Genomic DNA, 17,415 nt, shown 5'->3' with positions numbered 1-17,415 from the left:
ATCCGTGTCCTTGCCCCATCCCTGGGTCTCACATAGCATCCTTGGTGTGTCCAACACCGCAGGGCAGACCGCGGCCTCCCGCCTCAAAGTCGTTTCCGCTGGCCTGACGGACGTCGGGCGCAAGCGCAATCACAACGAGGACAGCTTCCTCCTCGACGACGAGCTCCAGCTCTACGTCGTGGCGGACGGCATGGGGGGACATGCGGGCGGGGGTACCGCCTCCCGTATCGCCGTGGAGACCATCGACAAGGAGTTGCGGCGCGCGCGGGAGGGGAAGGACAACCCCTTCCTGTCCGTGCCCAACCTCCAGGATTCCCCCATCCCCGAGGCGCTGCGCACCGCCGTGGAGAAGGCCTGTCTGGCCATCTACACCGCGGCCCAGGAGGATCCGCGCCTGTCGGGCATGGGCACCACCGTCATCTCGTTGGTGGTGCGGGAGGAGCACGCCTTCTTCGCCCATGTCGGCGACAGTCGCGCGTACCTCATCCGGGGCGACCTCATCCAGCAGATCTCCGAGGACCACTCGCTGGTCAACGAGCAGATCAAGGCGGGGATGATTACGCCGGAGGAGGCCAAGCACTCCCGCTACAAGAACATCATCACCCGCTCCGTGGGCTTCGAGGAGGAGGTCCAGGTGGATGTCATGGGGCTCGTCTCCGAGCCCGGCGACGTCTTCCTCCTGTGCTCGGACGGCCTGGCCAACATGCTCGAGGACAAGGAGATCCACGAGGTGGTGGCCAAGGCTCCGGGGCTCGAGTCCGTGCCCAAGCGCCTCATCGACTTCGCCAACGACCGGGGCGGTGACGACAACATCACCGTCATCGTGGTGCGGGTCGAGGCCTGAAAATCGCCGTGCGTGTGGACGACAACCGCCTTCTCAGGTCACTGTTGACCTTGACACTCTTGGAAACTGAATGGTAGCTGCCCAAACGTTTCCAGCCCTGGCAGACGCCAGGAGGAGACGTTAGCGGGAGGGGTGAGGCGGTGGGGGGAGGTGATGGGCGCGCGGGAGCGACTTAGCTTCGCGCGCCGGATGTCCCACGCAAGCAGGGAGCTGTCCCGTGGCGAAAAAGTCCTTCACGTTGATGGTCATCCCAGACCACGACGCGCCGGTGAAGCGGTACACCATCCAACGCTCCTTCCTCATGCAAGTGGGGATGGGGCTCATGCTGGTGGTGGGACTGGGGGCGGGGGCGAGCATCCACTACTTCCAGGTGGCGGCGGACGCATCCGAGAACCGCATCCTCCGCGAGGAGAACCTGACGCTGCGCTCGCAGCTCAAGTCGGTGCGTGAGCGCATCGAGCACATCGGGTCCACGCTGGACCGGGTGGAGCGGTTCGACCAGAAGCTGCGCGCGATGACGCTCCTGTCGGATCCGCAGCGCAACCTGGCCATGGGCCCCACGGAGCCGGAGGCGGGCTCGCAGGCGCCGGCCACGGACACCCAGTTCACCCAGTTGACGACGACGGAGACGCCCAAGCTGCTGATGGGCCGGCTGGACAAGCTGAGCGCGGAGGCCACGCGCCAGGAGCAGAGCCTCCAGGAGCTGCAGGCGTACTTCCAGGACCAGAAGTCGCTGCTGGCCTCCACGCCGTCCATCTGGCCCGCGCGGGGTTGGGTGACGAGCGACTTCGGTCAGCGCCTGGACCCGTACACCGCGGACCGGGTGATGCACTCGGGCCTGGACATCGCGGCGCCCCACGGCAAGGAGGTCTTCTGCCCGTCGGACGGCACGGTGGTGTTCGCGGGCCTGGAGGGTGGCTACGGCAACGTCATCGTCGTGGACCACGGCTACGGCATCAAGACGCGCTACGGCCACCTGGCGAAGATGCTGGTGAAGGCCGGCGACAAGGTGAAGCGCGGCTCGCTCATCGCGGCGGTGGGCAACACCGGCCGCTCCACGGGCCCGCACCTGCACTACGAGGTCCGCGTCAACGGCATCCCGCAGAACCCGCGCAAGTTCATCCTCGAGGAGTAGCGGGGCACCCCTCCCGGTGCCCGTCCCGGAAGGGAGGCCCCGCCACGGCGGCCCCCTTCAGAGCGTGGCGGGCCCGGGGACGAAGCCGTCCAGCCGCAGCCGCCGTCGCTGCAGGCCCTGCGCCCGGCCGGAGCGCTGCATGACGTGGGCGCGCTCCAGCTCCGCCCAGACCAGCGGCCCCAGCACCTGCCAGTGCGACGGGGCGTCCACCGTCACCTCCAGCAGGCTCACCGTCCACGACGGCGCGTCCGCGTCCGGCGTTCCGGGCGGCAGCACGCGGCGCACGTCGCGCGACAGCGCCTCGTGGGTGGGGCCGGCCAGCGACTCGCTCACGGTGAGCTGGGAGGTGGGGACGAGCAGGGCGGCGAAGGCGTCCGGGTGCAGGCGCACCACCTTGGCGCCCGGGTACTGCGCGGCCAGCGACTCCACGGTGGCGCGGAGGAGGGCGTCGCCGGTGGGGAAGCCGAAGCGGGCGTTGAGGTTGATCATCCCCTTCACGTCCGCGATGACGGCGCCCACGCGCCAGCCGTCGTGGTGCGCGTGCGTGGACAGGTCGTACTCCTCCTTGAGGAGGTTGCCCTGCGTGAGGGCGGGGACCTGGAGCGCGCCCGTCTTGGGGTCCGGGTGTCCCCGGCGGGCCTGCTCCGCCTGGAGGAGCGCCTCCACGGCGGCCTGCACCGGCGCCTGGGGACTGCGGGTCATCACCCAGGGGAACAGGGACACGAGGGCGGTGGCGGTGGCGTCGTCGAGTGGGTAGGGCATCTGTGGCCCATCTCTAGCGCGTCGCGCGCCCTCGCGCAGGCCTCGTGGGTCAGCGCATCCGGTGCGCCGTCACGGTGACCTCGTCCCGGTCGTGGTAGAGCTGGCGGAGGGTGAGCCCCTCCCAGCCGCCGTCCTCCACGAGGATGTGGCGCACGCGGTGGAGGATGGGGTTCTTGTCCTTCATGGGCAGCTTGATGTTGGCCACCAGATGGCCTGCCCAGCCCCGCCGTCCCCACTTGGCGAGCAGTTGGGCGACCTCCAGCGGACGCCACGCCATGTCGCAGAAGAGCCAGTCCACGGGCGCCTCGGGCGCGTAGGCGAACGCGCTCTGCTGCACGTGCTTCACCCGGGCATGGGCCGTCAGCTCCGGCATCAGCCGGGCCGGGTCCACCGCCACGACCTTCGCGCCGCGCGCCACCAGCCGCTGCGTCCACCCGCCGGGCGCCGCGCCCAGGTCCACGCAGACGTCGCCGCGCCCGGGTTCGAAGGCCAGTCCGTCCAGCGCCTCCTCCAGCTTCATCGCCGCGCGGGACGGGGACTCGCCCTCGCGCCGCATGCGGCGGCGGCCACCGGGGGCCAGCGACAGGGCCTCCCGGGCCGCGACCAGGCCCAGCACCGCCACGCCGTCCGGCGCGACGCACAGCCCGACGAGCAGGGCGCTGGCCTCGCGCGCCCGCTGCGCGTCGCCGAGCAGCCGCTCCGCCGGGAGCCTGGCGCGCACCGCGGCCTCCAGCGCCTCCGCCGCGGCCGTCAGCGTGTTGCCCCGGGGCGTGTCCGGGGTGAAGGCCTGGAGCACCCAGGGGCGGGCGCCGCGTTGGCTGGTGAGCGTCCGGGCCACCGCGTCCGCCTGGGCGTCGGCGGGGCCGGGGGGCAGCGTGGCGAGCACCTGGTAGCCGGCGCGGGCGAAGGCGGGGGGCGGGCCCTCGGGCGCGTCGCTCTCCACCAGCGCCTCGCCCAGCATGCGGGGCGAGGCCTCCGCCCACTCAAGCTCCTCGAAGAGGTGGGGCTCGAAGCCCGCGCGGCAGGTCCACAGCCAACGTCCCGCCGTGGCGTTCTGCGTCTGTACGGGCATGGGGGGAATCCGCGCCCTGGGGGGCGGCGGGGGCGCGGGCGGCGCGGTGCGTGCAGGGGCGGCGCTCCGGCCGGCGGGGCCCTGGCGGGGAGGGGGAGGACCGGGACGTCCGGGGCGGCGGGGGGCTCCCTGGGGAGCGCGCCGGCCAGAGGGGCGGCGTTGATTTCGCGAAGGGGACATTGCGTGGACTCGGTTCCGCTTTACTCTGAACCGATGCGCGCTGGGCAACCGGCCGAGAGGAAGTTTCAGGGGGCACCCGTGGTTTCCCACCAGCCTCCCCTTACATCTCCAGGGATTTCCCTTCACTCGCCGCCGTCCTTCGAGGATTCTCCGGCCGCGAGAGAGTCAATCGAATGATCGAATGGACGCTGAAGAAGCTCATCGGGACCAAGAACGAGCGTGAGCTCAAGAAGGCCCGCGAGAAGGTCATCCGCATCAACGAGCTGGAGAGCCGGATGCGGGCCCTCAAGGACGAGGATTTCCCCGCCGAGACGGCCCGGCTGAAGCAGGAGATCCAGAACGGGCGGCCGCTCGACGGCATGCTCTTCGAGGCCTTCGCGCTCATCCGCGAGGGCGCGCGCCGCGTCATCGGCCAGCGTCACTACGACGTGCAGCTCATCGGCGGCATGTTCCTGCACGAGGGCTGCATCGCGGAGATGCGCACCGGTGAAGGCAAGACGCTCACCGCCACGCTGCCCAGCTACCTCAACGCCCTGTCCGGGCGTGGCGTGCACGTGGTGACGGTGAACGACTACCTGGCCCGGCGCGACGCGGAGTGGATGGGCCGGGTCTACAGGTTCATGGGGATGACGACCGGCTGCGTGCTGCACGAGCTGTCGGACAAGCAGCGGCAGGAGGCGTACCGCGCGGACATCACCTACGGCCAGAACAACGAGTTCGGCTTCGACTACCTGCGCGACAACATGAAGTTCCGCCTGCAGGACTACGTCCAGCGGGAGCTGAACTACGCCATCGTCGACGAGGTGGACTCCATCCTCATCGACGAGGCCCGCACGCCGCTCATCATCTCCGGTCCCACCGAGGACAGCACGGACAAGTACTACCGGGTGGACCAGGTCATCCCCGGCCTCGTGCCGGACCAGGACTTCACCCTGGACGAGAAGCACCGCTCGGTGTCGCTGACGGACGAGGGCATCGAGAAGCTGCAGAAGCGGCTGAGCGTGTCCAACCTCTACGACCCCGGGGAGATCGAGACGCTCCACCACGTCGAGCAGGCCCTGCGCGCGCACACGCTCTACAAGCGCGACAAGGACTACGTCGTGAAGGACGGCGAGGTGGTCATCGTCGACGAGTTCACCGGCCGCCAGATGCCCGGGCGCCGCTGGTCGGACGGCCTCCACCAGGCCATCGAGGCCAAGGAGGGCGTGAAGATCGAGAACGAGAACCAGACGCTGGCGACCATCTCGTTCCAGAACTACTTCCGCATGTACTCCAAGCTGTCCGGCATGACGGGCACCGCGGACACGGAGGCGGAGGAGTTCGCGAAGATCTACAACCTCGACGTGCGCGTCATCCCCACCAACCGCGCCAACATCCGCAAGGACCAGCAGGACGTGGTCTACAAGACGGAGCGCGAGAAGTTCGAGGCGGTGGCGCAGCAGATCGAGGAGCTGCACAAGGCGGGGCAGCCGGTGCTCGTGGGCACGGTGTCCATCGCCAAGAGCGAGGTGGTCTCCACCTTCCTCAAGAAGCGGGGCGTGCCGCACAACGTCCTGAACGCCAAGCAGCACCAGCGCGAGGCGGACATCGTCGCGCAGGCGGGCCGCAAGGGCGCGGTCACCATCTCCACCAACATGGCCGGCCGCGGCACGGACATCCTCCTGGGCGGCAACGCGGAGGTGCTGGCGAAGGCGGCCATGGGCCCCGCGCCGGAGGCGCCTCCCCCGGGCCTCCCGCCGCAGCCCGCGGCGGACGGCGCCGCGCCGGTGGACCCGAACGCGGAGTACCAGCAGGCGCTGACCGCGTGGAACCAGAAGCTGGCGGAGACCCAGGCGCGCATCGAGGAGGAGACGAAGAAGGAGCGCACGGAGGTGATGGAGGCCGGCGGCCTGTTCATCATCGGCACCGAGCGCCACGAGTCGCGCCGCGTGGACAACCAGCTGCGTGGCCGCGCCGGCCGCCAGGGTGATCCGGGCGCCAGCCGCTTCTTCCTGTCGCTCGAGGACGACCTGATGCGCATCTTCGGGTCCGAGCGCATCCAGGGCCTGATGGAGCGGCTGGGCATGCAGGAGGGCGAGGTCATCGAGCACATCTGGCTCACCCGCGCCATCGAGGGGGCCCAGAAGCGCGTCGAGGGCCACAACTTCGACATCCGCAAGAACCTGCTCGAGTACGACGACGTGATGAACCAGCAGCGGCGCACCATCTACAAGCTGCGTCGCCAAGTGCTGGCCGCGGGCGCGGGTGTCCCGCTCGTGGAGTACACGGAGGACCCGAAGACGCGCGTGAAGAGCCGCTCCGAGCAGATGGTGAGCTGGGCGGACTTCAAGGAGATGGTGCTGGACGCGGTGGAGGACGTCATCGTCTCCACGGTCGACACCTACGCGCCGACGAAGGGCTCGGACGGGTGGGACCTGGAGGCCCTCTCGCAGAACGTGAAGGAGACGTTCGACCTCGAGATGACCTTCGAGGGCGTGGGCAACCGCGACGAGCTGCAGGACCACATCTACAAGGCCGCGGAGAAGGTGTTCCTGTCGCGCGAGGAGGAGTTCGGGGAGAACTTCCTGCGCTTCCTCCAGTACAACTACCTGGCCACCATCGACCGGCTCTGGAAGGAGCACCTGCTGGGCATGGACCACCTGCGCCAGGGCATCGGCCTGCGTGGCTACGGCCAGAAGGACCCGAAGCAGGAGTACAAGCGCGAGGGCTACCAGGGCTTCATCCAGACGCTGTCCGCCATCAAGGCGCAGTTCGTCTCGCAGCTCATGCGCGTGCAGCCCCGCTCCGCCTCCGGCGCGGAGGAGGAGGCGGTGCGCATCCAGCGGCAGCTCGCGCAGCAGCAGAAGCGCGCGGTGGAGGGCCGTGGCAACGCGGAGGGCAAGCTGGACGAGGCCTCCGTCGCCGCGGCGGCCCGGCCGGCGGCCGCCCAGCAGGGTGGGCCCCGCGTGGGCCGCAACGACCCCTGCCCTTGCGGCAGCGGGCGCAAGTACAAGAAGTGCCACGGCGCGGCGGAAGCCAGCGTCTAGGCGCCTCGCCGGCGGGGGCACCCCCGCCGGCCGTCCCTCCGGGCGGCAAGCCCCCCTGGAGGGTCGGATGCCTGGTGGACAGGCGGGCTCCGGCCCGTCGTCCGCCACCCCCGGTGAAGCGAAGCTTGCGCCGCCGGGAGGGGTTCTGTTAAGGACCGCCCGCCCCGAGGTTAGGGGTGGGGGAAGTCACCCCAGTCGTACCCACTACACACACGCCTGAGCCGGTCACCGGTGCTTCCGTGGGTGGCAGGTCCCTTTCGCGAGGGGCCGCGCTCCCGGGGCCTCGACCGGAGCTTCGCCTGGGCGTGGCGGACACAACCGGAGAATCACATGTCGATCGACACGCAGGAAACGAATCAGCAGCAGGCCATGGCCGCCGCCGGCGGCATCACGATGCGGCAGCTCCTGGAGGCCGGCGTCCACTTCGGCCACCAGACCAAGCGCTGGAACCCGAAGATGAAGCCGTACATCTTCGGCGCCCGCAACGGCATCTACATCATCGACCTGCAGAAGACGGTGACGATGGCCCGGTCGGCCTTCCGCTTCGTGGCGGATGTGACGGCCCGCGGCGGCTCGGTCCTCTTCGTCGGCACCAAGAAGCAGGCCCAGGACGTCATCCGCGAGGAGGCCTCCCGCGCCGGTCAGTTCTTCGTCACCAGCCGCTGGCTGGGTGGCACGCTGACCAACTTCAAGACCATCAAGCAGGGCATCGACCGCCTGAAGACGCTGGAGAAGATGGCCGAGGACGGCACCTTCGAGCGCCTGCCGAAGAAGGAAGTGGCGGCCCTGGAGCGCGAGCGCGAGAAGCTCGAGAAGAACCTGGGCGGCGTGAAGGAGATGTCGAAGCTGCCCCGCTGCGTCTTCGTCATCGACCCGAAGAAGGAGCACATCGCCATCCACGAGGCGACGCGCCTGGGCATCCCGGTCATCGGCCTGGTCGACACGAACTGCGATCCGGACGGCATCGACTTCGTCATCCCCGGCAACGACGACGCCATCCGCTCCATCAAGCTCTTCACCTCCAAGATCGCCGAGGCCTGCCTCGAGGGCGCGGCCCGCTACCGCGCGTCCGGCGCCGCCGAGCGCGACGAGCAGGAGGAGCGCGAGGGCCGTGACGACCGCCGCGAGCGTGACGACCGCCGTGGCCCCCGTCGTGGCGACCGCGACCGCCGTGGCGGCGACCGTGACCGCGGCGGCGAGCGCCGTGGCCCCCTCGTCGAGATGAAGGGCGCCCCGGCTGTCGCCGAGCAGCCCGCGTCCGAGGGTGGCGAGGAGAGCGGCGAGGCGGCGGCGGAGTAGCCGTCCCGCGGTTCCCAGTCCTCGAACGGCCGGGTGGCGCATCAGAACGCCTGTCACCCGGCCGTCCTTGTTTCTGCTGTCCCGAAGTTTCCCCCCGAAACCCAAACGCTCCGCCCGGCGCCTGGCGCCCTCGATGACGGCGGATGCTGGAGACGAACATGGCCGAAATCACCGCCCAGATGGTGAAGGACCTGCGCGAGCGGACCGGCGCGGGCATGATGGATTGCAAGAAGGCGCTGGCCGAGTCGAACGGCGACTTCGCCAAGGCCGAGGAGTGGCTGCGCAAGAAGGGCATCTCCCGCGCCGCTGGCAAGGAGGGCCGCGTCGCCGCCGAGGGTCTGGTCGGCACCTACGTCCACGGCGGCCGTATCGGCGTGCTGGTGGAGGTCAACTGCGAGACGGACTTCGTCGCGCGCAACCCTGACTTCCAGGACCTGGTGAAGGACGTGGCGATGCAGATCGCCGCCGCCAACCCCAAGTTCGTCCGCCGCGAGGAGGTCCCCTCCGACAACCTGGACAAGGAGAAGGACATCCAGCGCGAGCTGCTCAAGCAGCAGGGCAAGCCCGAGGCGATGCTGGAGAAGATCCTCGTGGGCAAGATGGAGAAGTACTACGAGGGCGTCTGCCTCGTGGACCAGCTCTGGGTGAAGGACGACAAGAAGAAGGTCGGCGACATGATCACCGAGCGCGCCGCGAAGATCGGCGAGAAGGTCACCGTGCGCCGCTTCGTCCGCTTCGAGGTGGGTGAGGGCATCGAGAAGAAGAAGGACGACCTCGCCGCCGAAGTGGCCAAGACGCTGGGCCAGGCCTGAGTCACCCCGGCCCCTTCTTTAGGGGCCCCGTGACGCACCTGGAGGGCCGCGCGCCTTGCTCCCGAAGAGGGGGCGGGTGACGCGGCCCTCGCCTTTTGGAGGGGCTCCCACGGCCTCTGGCGACCTGCAGCAAACGGTGCGCGGCCCTGGAGGAGACTCGGGCGTTGATGTTGCGCGGGACGGGGGATAGAAGCGGAGGCGCATGTCCTCCGACACCATCCAACCGCTCCGCTACAAGCGCATCCTTCTCAAGCTCTCGGGCGAGGCCCTGATGGGTGAAGGGAAGTATGGCATCCACCCACCCACGCTGAGTGCCATCGCCGACGAGGTCATCGAACTGGCGAAGGCGGGCGTGGAGGTGGCGCTCGTCATCGGCGGGGGCAACATCTTCCGCGGCATCGCCGGGGCCACGGAGGGCATGGACCGCGCGAGCGCGGACTACATGGGCATGCTGGCCACGTGCATCAACTCCATGGCCATGCAGGACGCGCTGGAGAAGAAGGGCCTGCACACGCGGGTGCTGTCCGCCATCAAGATGGAGCAGATCGCCGAGCCCTACATCCGCCGGCGCGCGGTGCGCCACCTGGAGAAGGGGCGCGTGGTCATCTTCGCCGCGGGCACCGGCAACCCGTACTTCACCACGGACACGGCCGCCTCGCTGCGCGCGATGGAGATCAACGCCGAGGTCATCCTCAAGGCGACCAAGGTGGACGGCATCTACAACGCGGACCCGAAGAAGGACCCCACCGCGCGTCGCTACCGCTCGCTGACGTACATGGACGTGTTGAAGCAGAACCTCAACGTGATGGACTCCACGGCCATCTCGTTGTGCATGGACAACAAGCTGCCCATCATCGTGTTCGACCTGACCGTGCCGGGGAACATCCGCCGCGCGGTGCTCGGTGGTGGGGAGATTGGTACCGTCGTGGGTGGCAACGAGACGGCCTGGGCCTGACGCTCGCGCCTCCCTTCACCCCCCTCGTCTTCCAAGGAGAGCTCACACATGAGCGGAGACATCGTCGCTGATTTGAAGGGCCGCATCGACAAGACGCTCGAGGACCTCAAGCGGGAGCTGGGCAAGGTGCGCACCGGCCGCGCCAGCACCGCCATCCTCGACAACATCCGCGTCGACTACTACGGCACCCCCACGCCCCTGTCCGGCGTGGCCAGCGTCAGCGCCCCGGAGCCCCGGCTCATCATCATCAAGCCGTGGGAGAAGAGCGTCCTGAAGGAGATCGAGAAGGCGCTGCGCGAGGCGAACCTCGGCATCAACCCGATGAACGACGGCGAGATGATCCGCCTGCCGTTCCCGCCGCTCACCGAGGAGCGCCGCAAGGACATCGCCAAGCAGGTGAAGACCAAGGGCGAGGACCACAAGGTCGCCATCCGCAACATCCGCCGTGACGCCAACGAGGTCATCAAGGCGCAGTTGAAGGACAAGAAGATCACCGAGGACGACCAGAAGCGCATCTCCGAGAAGGTCCAGAAGGAGACCGACGCCGGCGTGGCCCAGGTGGATCAGATCGTCCAGAAGAAGGAGAAGGAGGTCATGGAGGTCTGATGGCCTTCCTGCTCCTGGTCGAGCCCGTCGCCGCGGTGGCGGGCTCGCTGCGCCGGTTCCTGGAGGGAGCCGGGCACGAGGTGAGCTGGGTGGCCAGCGCCGAAGAGGCCCTGAAAGCCGCCCGGGAGCGTCCGCCCGCCGTGGTCCTGGCGGCCGGAACGGGGGCAGTGGATGGGGAGTCGCTGTGCCGCGCCCTGCGAGCGCAGAACGCCTCCGTGCCCGTCCTGCTGATGTATTCGCCGGACGAGGAGCAGGCCGACACCCGCGCCTCCCAGGCCGGGGCGGACGGCAGCCTGGTGGGGCCCCTCAAGCGCGCCACCGTGCTGACGTGTGTCTCGCTCCTGCTGCAGCGGGACGAGGCCCGTCGAGGCGCCAGCGCCCCCAGCGCCACGGCCCCCGTGCGCGTGGTGCCGCCTCCTCCACCGCTGGAGCTCGAGGGGCGGCGGGTGACGCGGGAGATGCCGGCCATCGGCGCGGCGTCGCCGGCGTCGTCGGCCCTGTCCTCGGACTTCGAGTTCCTCAAGCGGCTGATGGTGATGGAGGTGAAGCGCAGCCGGCGCTACCGCTACCCCATCGCCGTGCTGATGGTGGAGCTGGACAAGTTCTCCGAGCGCGCGGCGGGCCTGTCCCCGGCCTCGCGCACGGTGGCGCTCGCGGAGGTGCTGCGCCTGCTCCACTCGGGCATCCGCGACATCGACGTGGCGGTGCCCTTCGTGGACAGCCGCTTCGTCGTCTTCCTGCCGCACACGCCGCGCTCCGGCGCGCGCGTGGTGGCCGAGCGCCTGCGCGAGAAGCTCAAGGCCGTGAAGGTGCTCCCGGAGGGGAGTGCCTCCGTGGGCGTGGCGGTGTCCGAGCCTCCCGCCGGCAAGGTGGCCCCGGGCGCCTCCCACAACCAGGTCAGCTTCGGCGGCCTGTTGAAGGACGCCGGCGACGCCCTGCGACGGGCGCAGGCCGCGGGTGGGGACTGGGTGGAGATGGTCGCGGAGGCCGCGACCAGCGCCAAACCTCAGGACGGGTAGACGAAGTCCGCGTCGCTGATGTCGCGGACCACCTCGGACACGAACGCGAACAGCTCCAGGCCCCGGCCCTTGTCGTCCTTCCAGGTGCCGGTGGCCGTGTCGTAGTCGAAGTGGATGCCCTGACCCTTGCCCGCCACCCACACCTGCCTCACGGCGCGCTGGGTGTTGACGATGCACTTCTCCCGGGAGCGGGCGGTGAGGGTGAGCATGTCACCCGTGCTCTCCGCCTCCAGGATGTCGGGGTCGATGGAATCCGCCGCCGCGAGCAGCCTCTTGAAGACGCTCGCGACGAGCTGGTTGTAGCGGGCTTCGTCCATCATGGCCGCGCGGGCCTCACTGGATGACGTCAAGCACCTGCTGGCCGGGGGCCGCGTAGAACAGGAACTTGAGGTGCGTGCTGTCGCTCTCGGGGCGCTCCAGGGCGATGACGGTGCCCGGGTTGACCGGCTTGGGGAACGACTGCATCCCCAGCAGGTGCGCCGCCAGCGCGCCCATGGACGGCTGGTGGCCCACGAGGACCAGGTTCTCGTCCGAGTGCTCGGCGATGACCGGCTCCACCGCGCCCACCGGCATGTCCGGCAGGAGGCAGCGGTTGGCGCGCAGCAGACCCTCGTGCTTCGTGACGAAGGAGAGGATCTGCGCCGTCTGGACCGTGCGAACCAGCGGGCTGGTCAGGATGAGGCCGATGGGACCCATGCGCTCGGAGAGTGAGGCGAAGTGGGCCGCCGTATTTGCCCGAGCCTTCGCCGTGAGCGCGCGAGCCTCGTCGCCGAGACCCTCGGGGATCTCTGCGTCCGCATCGCCGTGCCTAACCAGGAAAATCCTCAAAGTCCCTCCACCGGTGCGACAAGACCGCGGTTCGTACACGACCGTGGCCGGGTTGGTCAAAGGTAATGCGGCGATTGTTCAGTGGCCGGAACAACCCCGACGTGACAGACAGAAGGGGGCCGCCCTCTCCGCCATGAAAGCTCGCGCAGCATATACGCGGGGACTGACGGTCCGTCTCTCGGGAGAAGAGCGGATGCGCAAGGTGCCGTGGTTGCTGGCCGGATGGATGGCCTTCTCGGGCTGTAAGAAGGGCGAGGACACGGGTGTGCAGGCACCCAGGGCGGAAGCCCCGGCCCCCGCCGCCAGCCCGCTCCCCGAGGAGGAGGCCGAGCCCGGCGCCTACGTGGTGACGCGGGAGAAGCTGGAGGCGTACGTCACCTACCAGCAGCGGATGCTGGACGTGTACGGCCAGCAGGTGAAGGGGCTGCAGGGGTTGGGGGCGCTGGTGGACGCGGGCACGCCGGAGGCGATGGCGGCCGCGCGCGAGGGCTTGAAGGTGGTGGAGGCGAAGGCCAAGGCGGAGGCGGAGGCGCGCGCGCAGGCGAAGCTGAGCGTGGCGGACGTCAACGGCCTGGCGGAGGTGGTGACGGCGGTCATCGGCCAGCGGCAGCTGGGGCGCACGCTCCAGTACGAGGAGGAGCTGGCGAAGCTGGAGGCGCTCCAGGCGAAGCTGCCGGAGGGGCAGCGCGCGGAGCTGGCCACCCAGGTGGCGTCCATGCGGCAGCAGGTGGAGGCCTTCCAGAAGCTGACGGACGTGCGGCGCCAGTACGGCGACGCCAACGTGGACGTGGTCCTCACGCGAGAGGACGACCTGGTGAAGAACTACCAGGAGATGCTGCGCGTCTTCACCGGCACGCGGCGGTGAAGACGCGCTCGGAAGGTGCTCCCCTCAGACGCGCTTGAGGTGGGGGGCCTTCTTGAGCAGTTGCGCGAGGTACAGGTCGGCGACCTTCTCCATCACCGTGTTGCCGCGCAGGCGCTGGTTCAGGTTGACGAAGTCCACCTGGTCCAGCCGCTGGTCCTGGTTGTAGCAGGAGAAGACCCACGTCTCCTTGCCCGTCTTCGGGTCCACGTGCCGCTGGAGGCACTGGGCGCAGATCTCCTTCATCATGCACTGCATGGGCGAGTTGATGGAGCCGATGGCCTCGTGGTCCGGCTTCAGGAACGGCTGGAGCACGCCGTGGCGCGCCTCGGCCACCGCCCGCATCATCCGGTCCGAGCCGATGGCGATGATGCGGTCCACCTCCGAGAGGGAGATGACGGGCGCCACGCCCAGCTTGCCCTCGGCGTAGGCCAGCATGGCCTGCACCACGTTGCCCCGGAAGGAGGAGTCCTGCGGGCGGCGCGCGGCGATGGTGTCCCCGGAGTCCACCGACCAGACGATCTGGTCCGTACCCGCCTCGATTTCGTCCTGCTTGAAGGAGTCCGACTTCAGGCGGTAGCCCGCGAAGTAGACGACGCGGCAGCCGGCGGCCTTGAGCGAGCGGGCGATGGAGAAGAGCACCGCGTTGCCCAGGCCTCCGCCCACGAGCACCACCGTCTCGTTGTGGCCGATCTCCGTGGGCGCGCCCGTGGGGCCCATGAGGACGACGGGCTCGCCGGGCTTGAGCGCCGAGCACAGGCGTGACGAGGAGCCCATCTCCAGGACGATGGTGCCCATCAGCCCCTGCTCCTTGTCCACCCACGCGCCGGTGAGGGCCAGGCCCTCCATGGTGAGGCGCATGCCGTCGACGACGGTGGCGTTCCGCTCGAAGTTCTGCAGCCGGTAGAACTGGCCGGGCTGGAAGTGGCTCGCCGCGAAGGGCGCCTTCACGACGACCTCGACGATGGTGGGCGTCAGGCGGTTGACCGCCACCACCGTGGCGTTGAAGGCCTCGTCCAGCTTCGTGAAGTGCGCCGCGCGCGCCTCGTCGCGCCGGGCCTGGGCCAGCTCGTCGTCGAAGTCGAGCGCGGCCACCTCCTTCGCGTACAGGCGCGCCACCTCCACGTACCCATCCTTGGCGCTGGCCATGGCCTTCACCACGTTGCCCGCGTACGTGGGGTGGTTGTCGCCGTAGAAGGAGATGAAGTGCCCGTCCTTGGCGTAGGAGGTGAAGAAGCCCACCTTCGCGTCCAGGTCCTCGCTCGCCTCCACCTTCTGGAGGGCGAAGCCGTCCGCGCCGTCCACCAGCGCGTGGCCCTGGAAGTAGTCACCGCCCTCGTCGAGCTGGAAGGTGCCCGGGTACTCGCGCTCGTAGGTGACGTTGGGGGACGTGCCGGCGGCCACGCACACGGTGCGCGCGGGCAGCTCGAAGAACTGGCCGCTGCCCTTGAGCTTGCCGTCCACCGTCACCATGCGCTCGAAGCGCAGGGCGCGCACGGCGCCCGTGGTGTCCGGCAGCGCCTCCACCGGACTCATGCGCTCGATGAAGCGGATGCCTTCCTCCAGCGCCTTGGTGACCTCCTCGTGGTTGAGGCGGTAGGCGGGGGACTCGGTGAGGCTGCGGCGGTACACGAGGCTGACGCCGCCCCAGGCGCGCACCAGCTTGATGAAGTCGGGCGTGCGACCCTCGGCGCGGGCCTTCTCGCGCTCGGCGCGCACCGCGCGGCCGTGCTCCAGGAAGGTCTGGTAGGTGGCGCGCTCCTCGGCGTCCAGCCGCGCGAGCACGACCTCCTCGCCCAGGGCTGCCGCCAGCGTCTCGTGGCGCTCCAGCGCCTTCTCCACCTGCACCGGGTAGTACGCCATCAGCTCCGTGGCGGTGTCGATGCCGGTGAGGCCACCGCCGATGACGATGGCGGGGAGCTGCACCTGGAGGTTGGCGAGCGAGTCGCGCTTGAACGCGCCCGAAAGCTGCAGCGCCATGAGGAAGTCGCTCGCCTTGCGGATGCCCCGGATGAGGTTGTTCTTCATCCCGATGATGGTGGGGCGGCCCGCGCCGGCGGCGATGGCGATGTGGTCGAAGCCCAGCGCCCACGCGTCGTCGATGGTGAGCGTGCCTCCGAAGCGCACGCCGCCGTGGATGCGGAAGCCCTCGCGGCGCGCCAGCGTGAGGTGGATGAGCGTCAGGAAGTTCTTGTCCCAGCGCACGGTGATTCCGTACTCGGAGACGCCACCGAAGCCCTCCAGCACGCGCTCGTCCAGCTCATGCGTCAGCGCGCGCCAGTCGCGGATGGGGCGCAGCGCGTGCCCGCCCTTGCCCACGAGCTCGTCCGGGAACGGTTCGATCTTCAGCCCGTCCATGCCGGTGACGCCGAAGCCCTCGTTGAGCAGGTAGTGCGACAGCGTGTAGCCGGCGGGGCCCAGGCCCACGACGAGCACGTTGCGGCCCACGTAGGGCAGGGCGTAGGGGCGGCGGATGTTGAGCGGGTTCCAGCGGGTGAGCAGCCCGTAGATTTCGAAGCCCCAGGGCAGGTCCAGCACGTCCGTGAGGGCCGCGGTCTCCGCCAGGGGGATGTTCACCGGCTCCTGCTTCTGGAAGATGCAGGCCTTCATGCAGTCGTTGCAGATGCGGTGGCCGGTGCCCGGGCACATGGGGTTGTCGAGCGTGATGACGGCCAGCGAGGCCAGCGAGTCACCCTCGCGCTTGAGCAGGTGCGCCTCGGAGATGCGCTCGTCGAGCGGGCAGCCGGTGAGGGGGATGCCCAGCGGGTTCTTCTTGTAGCTGTGCCCCTCCGCCACCGGGTCCTTGGCGGGGAAGCCCTTGGAGCAGGAGTCCTTCTGGCGCTCGTGGCAGAGCACGCAGTAGTCCACCTCGTTCATCACGTCGCGCGGGGTGCCCCGGCGGTCGGTGAGCTTGAAGCCGTCGCGGTGGCGCAGGTGGTGCGCCAGGCCCTCGGTGGCCTCGGGCAGCTCCGCGTCCGGGCGCTGGAGCTGGACCAACTGGTCGAACACCAGCGGCTTGGGGATGCGGTGCGTGGGCCAGGTGTGGAACTGCTCCTTCGTCTCCGGGTGCAGCGCGCGCGCGTACGTCCAGCGGTCCGCCAGGGACAGGAGCGCGCGCACCGCCTGGAGCTCCGCGGCGTCGTCGCCGTGCGTGACGAGGCTGGAGCCGAACGCGTCGCGGCCCTCCTGCGTGGCGAGCAGCGCGGCGCGGATGGCCGCCCAGCGGGCGCGCAGGGCCTCCGCCTTCTCCTGCTCCTGCGAGGGGAGGTTGCCGGAGAACAGGCGCTCCAGCTCCATGAGGGACAGCACCGACTCGGCCAGCCCGCGCTCCGGGTCCCCGGTGGCGACGGCCTCCGCGAAGCCGAGCGACATGAGCAGCCCCATGCGGGCATCCAGCGAGGGGAACTCGGCGAGCGTGGGCCGCTCCGGGGCACCCTTCTTGAAGACGCGGCGGGTGATGAACTCGCGCTTGAAGTCGAACAGGGGCAGCTCGCCCTTCAGGCCTCCGGCCAGGTGCTCCTGCTCCGCCTCGATGCGGAAGAGGCGCGCGACGAAGCGCGAGACGTGGCGGGCCACGCGGACGAGCAGGTCCGACTCCTCGGGGCCGCGGACGCTGGTGCCGCCGGACTGGCGGTACGCGTCGAACGCCTTGAACAGCTCCGGCTCGTCCTCGGCCAACTGCGCATCGAAGCTCTTCGCGAGCCGACGCAAGCCGCGCGGGCGATAGAGGTCCTCGAAGGTGAAGCCCGGGAGGCCCAGGTGGAGGGTGGAGCCAGGGGCTGAGGGCAGGTCGGTCAAGGCGCGCATATCACAGAAGGTGTAGGAGGAACCTGGAGCAACGGCTCGCGTGCGAGGCCTATTTCGCGGTGCCCCGTCTGGAAAGCAAGCGGCCTCTGGACGGGGCGTGAACCCAGGCGACCGGGAGCGAGAAGTCCGACCGCGGTTGTAACGCCTGCGGACGCTCGGGGCTGCCCCGACCTCGTCACCCCGCGGGGCAGGGGTCCGTCAGGGGGCT

14 protein-coding genes are annotated in these 17,415 nt (G+C 69.6%); 9 read left to right on the top strand and 5 right to left on the bottom strand.

Features of this window, described 5'->3' with window-relative positions; all coding sequences use genetic code 11:
- Positions 1–46: 46 nt before the first annotated feature.
- Entirely contained in the window at positions 47–844 is a 798-nt protein-coding gene (locus LZ198_RS07625; RefSeq protein WP_253971218.1) for a Stp1/IreP family PP2C-type Ser/Thr phosphatase, read from the top strand.
- 217 nt (positions 845–1,061) lie between these two features.
- Positions 1,062–1,979 carry a M23 family metallopeptidase gene (locus tag LZ198_RS07620; RefSeq protein WP_253971217.1) on the top strand — a complete coding sequence of 306 codons (918 nt, stop codon included), beginning with the start codon at positions 1,062–1,064 and terminating at the stop codon, positions 1,977–1,979.
- Positions 1,980–2,036: 57 nt separating this feature from the next.
- Here the strand turns inward: LZ198_RS07620 and LZ198_RS07615 are convergent, their stop codons facing one another.
- Both LZ198_RS07615 and rlmM read right to left on the bottom strand, forming a co-directional pair.
- Complete coding sequence (locus LZ198_RS07615) at positions 2,037–2,741, bottom strand: nucleotidyl cyclase domain-containing protein (RefSeq protein ID WP_253971216.1); 705 nt, start codon at positions 2,739–2,741, stop codon at positions 2,037–2,039.
- Between the two features lie 49 nt (positions 2,742–2,790).
- Positions 2,791–3,813, bottom strand: coding sequence for a 23S rRNA (cytidine(2498)-2'-O)-methyltransferase RlmM (gene rlmM, locus LZ198_RS07610; RefSeq protein WP_253971215.1), 1,023 nt, complete (start codon positions 3,811–3,813; stop codon positions 2,791–2,793).
- Between the two features lie 353 nt (positions 3,814–4,166).
- Between rlmM and secA the strand changes: the two genes are divergently transcribed.
- From secA to LZ198_RS07580, 6 genes are all read left to right on the top strand, one after another.
- On the top strand, positions 4,167–7,019 hold the full coding sequence (secA, locus tag LZ198_RS07605) for a preprotein translocase subunit SecA (RefSeq protein ID WP_253971214.1): 2,853 nt from the start codon (positions 4,167–4,169) through the stop codon (positions 7,017–7,019).
- A 369-nt stretch (positions 7,020–7,388) separates the two neighbouring features.
- Positions 7,389–8,318, top strand: a complete 930-nt coding sequence (gene rpsB / locus LZ198_RS07600) for a 30S ribosomal protein S2 (RefSeq protein ID WP_407667388.1) — start codon at positions 7,389–7,391, stop codon at positions 8,316–8,318.
- 158 nt (positions 8,319–8,476) lie between these two features.
- Positions 8,477–9,130, top strand: coding sequence for a translation elongation factor Ts (tsf, locus tag LZ198_RS07595; protein ID WP_253971465.1), 654 nt, complete (start codon positions 8,477–8,479; stop codon positions 9,128–9,130).
- 202 nt (positions 9,131–9,332) lie between these two features.
- Positions 9,333–10,085, top strand: a complete 753-nt coding sequence (pyrH, locus tag LZ198_RS07590; RefSeq protein WP_253971212.1) for a UMP kinase — start codon at positions 9,333–9,335, stop codon at positions 10,083–10,085.
- Positions 10,086–10,133: 48 nt separating this feature from the next.
- On the top strand, positions 10,134–10,691 hold the full coding sequence (gene frr / locus LZ198_RS07585; RefSeq protein ID WP_253971211.1) for a ribosome recycling factor: 558 nt from the start codon (positions 10,134–10,136) through the stop codon (positions 10,689–10,691).
- Positions 10,691–11,710: a diguanylate cyclase gene (locus LZ198_RS07580; protein WP_253971210.1), complete on the top strand. Its 1,020-nt coding sequence runs from the start codon at positions 10,691–10,693 to the stop codon at positions 11,708–11,710. The genes frr and LZ198_RS07580 overlap by 1 nt, the downstream gene beginning before the upstream one ends.
- Here the strand turns inward: LZ198_RS07580 and cyaY are convergent.
- Together cyaY and LZ198_RS07570 are read right to left on the bottom strand one after the other, a co-directional pair.
- Positions 11,698–12,030 carry an iron donor protein CyaY gene (cyaY, locus tag LZ198_RS07575; protein WP_253971209.1) on the bottom strand — a complete coding sequence of 111 codons (333 nt, stop codon included), beginning with the start codon at positions 12,028–12,030 and terminating at the stop codon, positions 11,698–11,700. The genes LZ198_RS07580 and cyaY overlap by 13 nt on opposite strands.
- A gap of 13 nt (positions 12,031–12,043) precedes the next feature.
- A complete protein-coding gene (locus LZ198_RS07570) occupies positions 12,044–12,538 on the bottom strand; it encodes a SixA phosphatase family protein (RefSeq protein ID WP_256559346.1) in 495 nt (164 codons plus the stop codon).
- Between the two features lie 193 nt (positions 12,539–12,731).
- Here LZ198_RS07570 and LZ198_RS07565 point away from each other — a divergent pair, with 193 nt between their 5' ends.
- The gene (locus LZ198_RS07565) at positions 12,732–13,403 is read left to right on the top strand and encodes a hypothetical protein (protein ID WP_253971208.1); all 672 of its coding nucleotides are present in this window, start codon (positions 12,732–12,734) and stop codon (positions 13,401–13,403) included.
- Positions 13,404–13,427: 24 nt separating this feature from the next.
- Here LZ198_RS07565 and LZ198_RS07560 read toward each other — a convergent pair whose 3' ends face one another.
- Positions 13,428–17,207: an FAD-dependent oxidoreductase gene (locus LZ198_RS07560; RefSeq protein ID WP_253971207.1), complete on the bottom strand. Its 3,780-nt coding sequence runs from the start codon at positions 17,205–17,207 to the stop codon at positions 13,428–13,430.
- Between the last annotated feature and the right edge of the window lie 208 nt (positions 17,208–17,415).

The organism is Myxococcus dinghuensis, assembly GCF_024198235.1.
Lineage (GTDB): Bacteria > Myxococcota > Myxococcia > Myxococcales > Myxococcaceae > Myxococcus > Myxococcus dinghuensis.
Note: the sequence above shows the minus strand (reverse complement) of the source record. Positions and strands in the feature narration are given on the sequence as shown.

What these genes read in the sequence shown, in the direction of transcription:
- frr (WP_253971211.1), top strand. Translation starts at nt 10,134, where the DNA reads ATGAGCGGAGACATCGTCGCTGATTTGAAGGGCCGCATCGACAAGACG.
- rlmM (WP_253971215.1), bottom strand. Translation starts at nt 3,813, where the DNA reads ATGCCCGTACAGACGCAGAACGCCACGGCGGGACGTTGGCTGTGGACC.
- LZ198_RS07615 (WP_253971216.1), bottom strand. Translation starts at nt 2,741, where the DNA reads ATGCCCTACCCACTCGACGACGCCACCGCCACCGCCCTCGTGTCCCTG.
- pyrH (WP_253971212.1), top strand. Translation starts at nt 9,333, where the DNA reads ATGTCCTCCGACACCATCCAACCGCTCCGCTACAAGCGCATCCTTCTC.
- LZ198_RS07560 (WP_253971207.1), bottom strand. Translation starts at nt 17,207, where the DNA reads ATGCGCGCCTTGACCGACCTGCCCTCAGCCCCTGGCTCCACCCTCCAC.
- secA (WP_253971214.1), top strand. Translation starts at nt 4,167, where the DNA reads ATGATCGAATGGACGCTGAAGAAGCTCATCGGGACCAAGAACGAGCGT.
- LZ198_RS07565 (WP_253971208.1), top strand. Translation starts at nt 12,732, where the DNA reads ATGCGCAAGGTGCCGTGGTTGCTGGCCGGATGGATGGCCTTCTCGGGC.
- tsf (WP_253971465.1), top strand. Translation starts at nt 8,477, where the DNA reads ATGGCCGAAATCACCGCCCAGATGGTGAAGGACCTGCGCGAGCGGACC.
- rpsB (WP_407667388.1), top strand. Translation starts at nt 7,389, where the DNA reads ATGGCCGCCGCCGGCGGCATCACGATGCGGCAGCTCCTGGAGGCCGGC.
- LZ198_RS07580 (WP_253971210.1), top strand. Translation starts at nt 10,691, where the DNA reads ATGGCCTTCCTGCTCCTGGTCGAGCCCGTCGCCGCGGTGGCGGGCTCG.
- cyaY (WP_253971209.1), bottom strand. Translation starts at nt 12,030, where the DNA reads ATGATGGACGAAGCCCGCTACAACCAGCTCGTCGCGAGCGTCTTCAAG.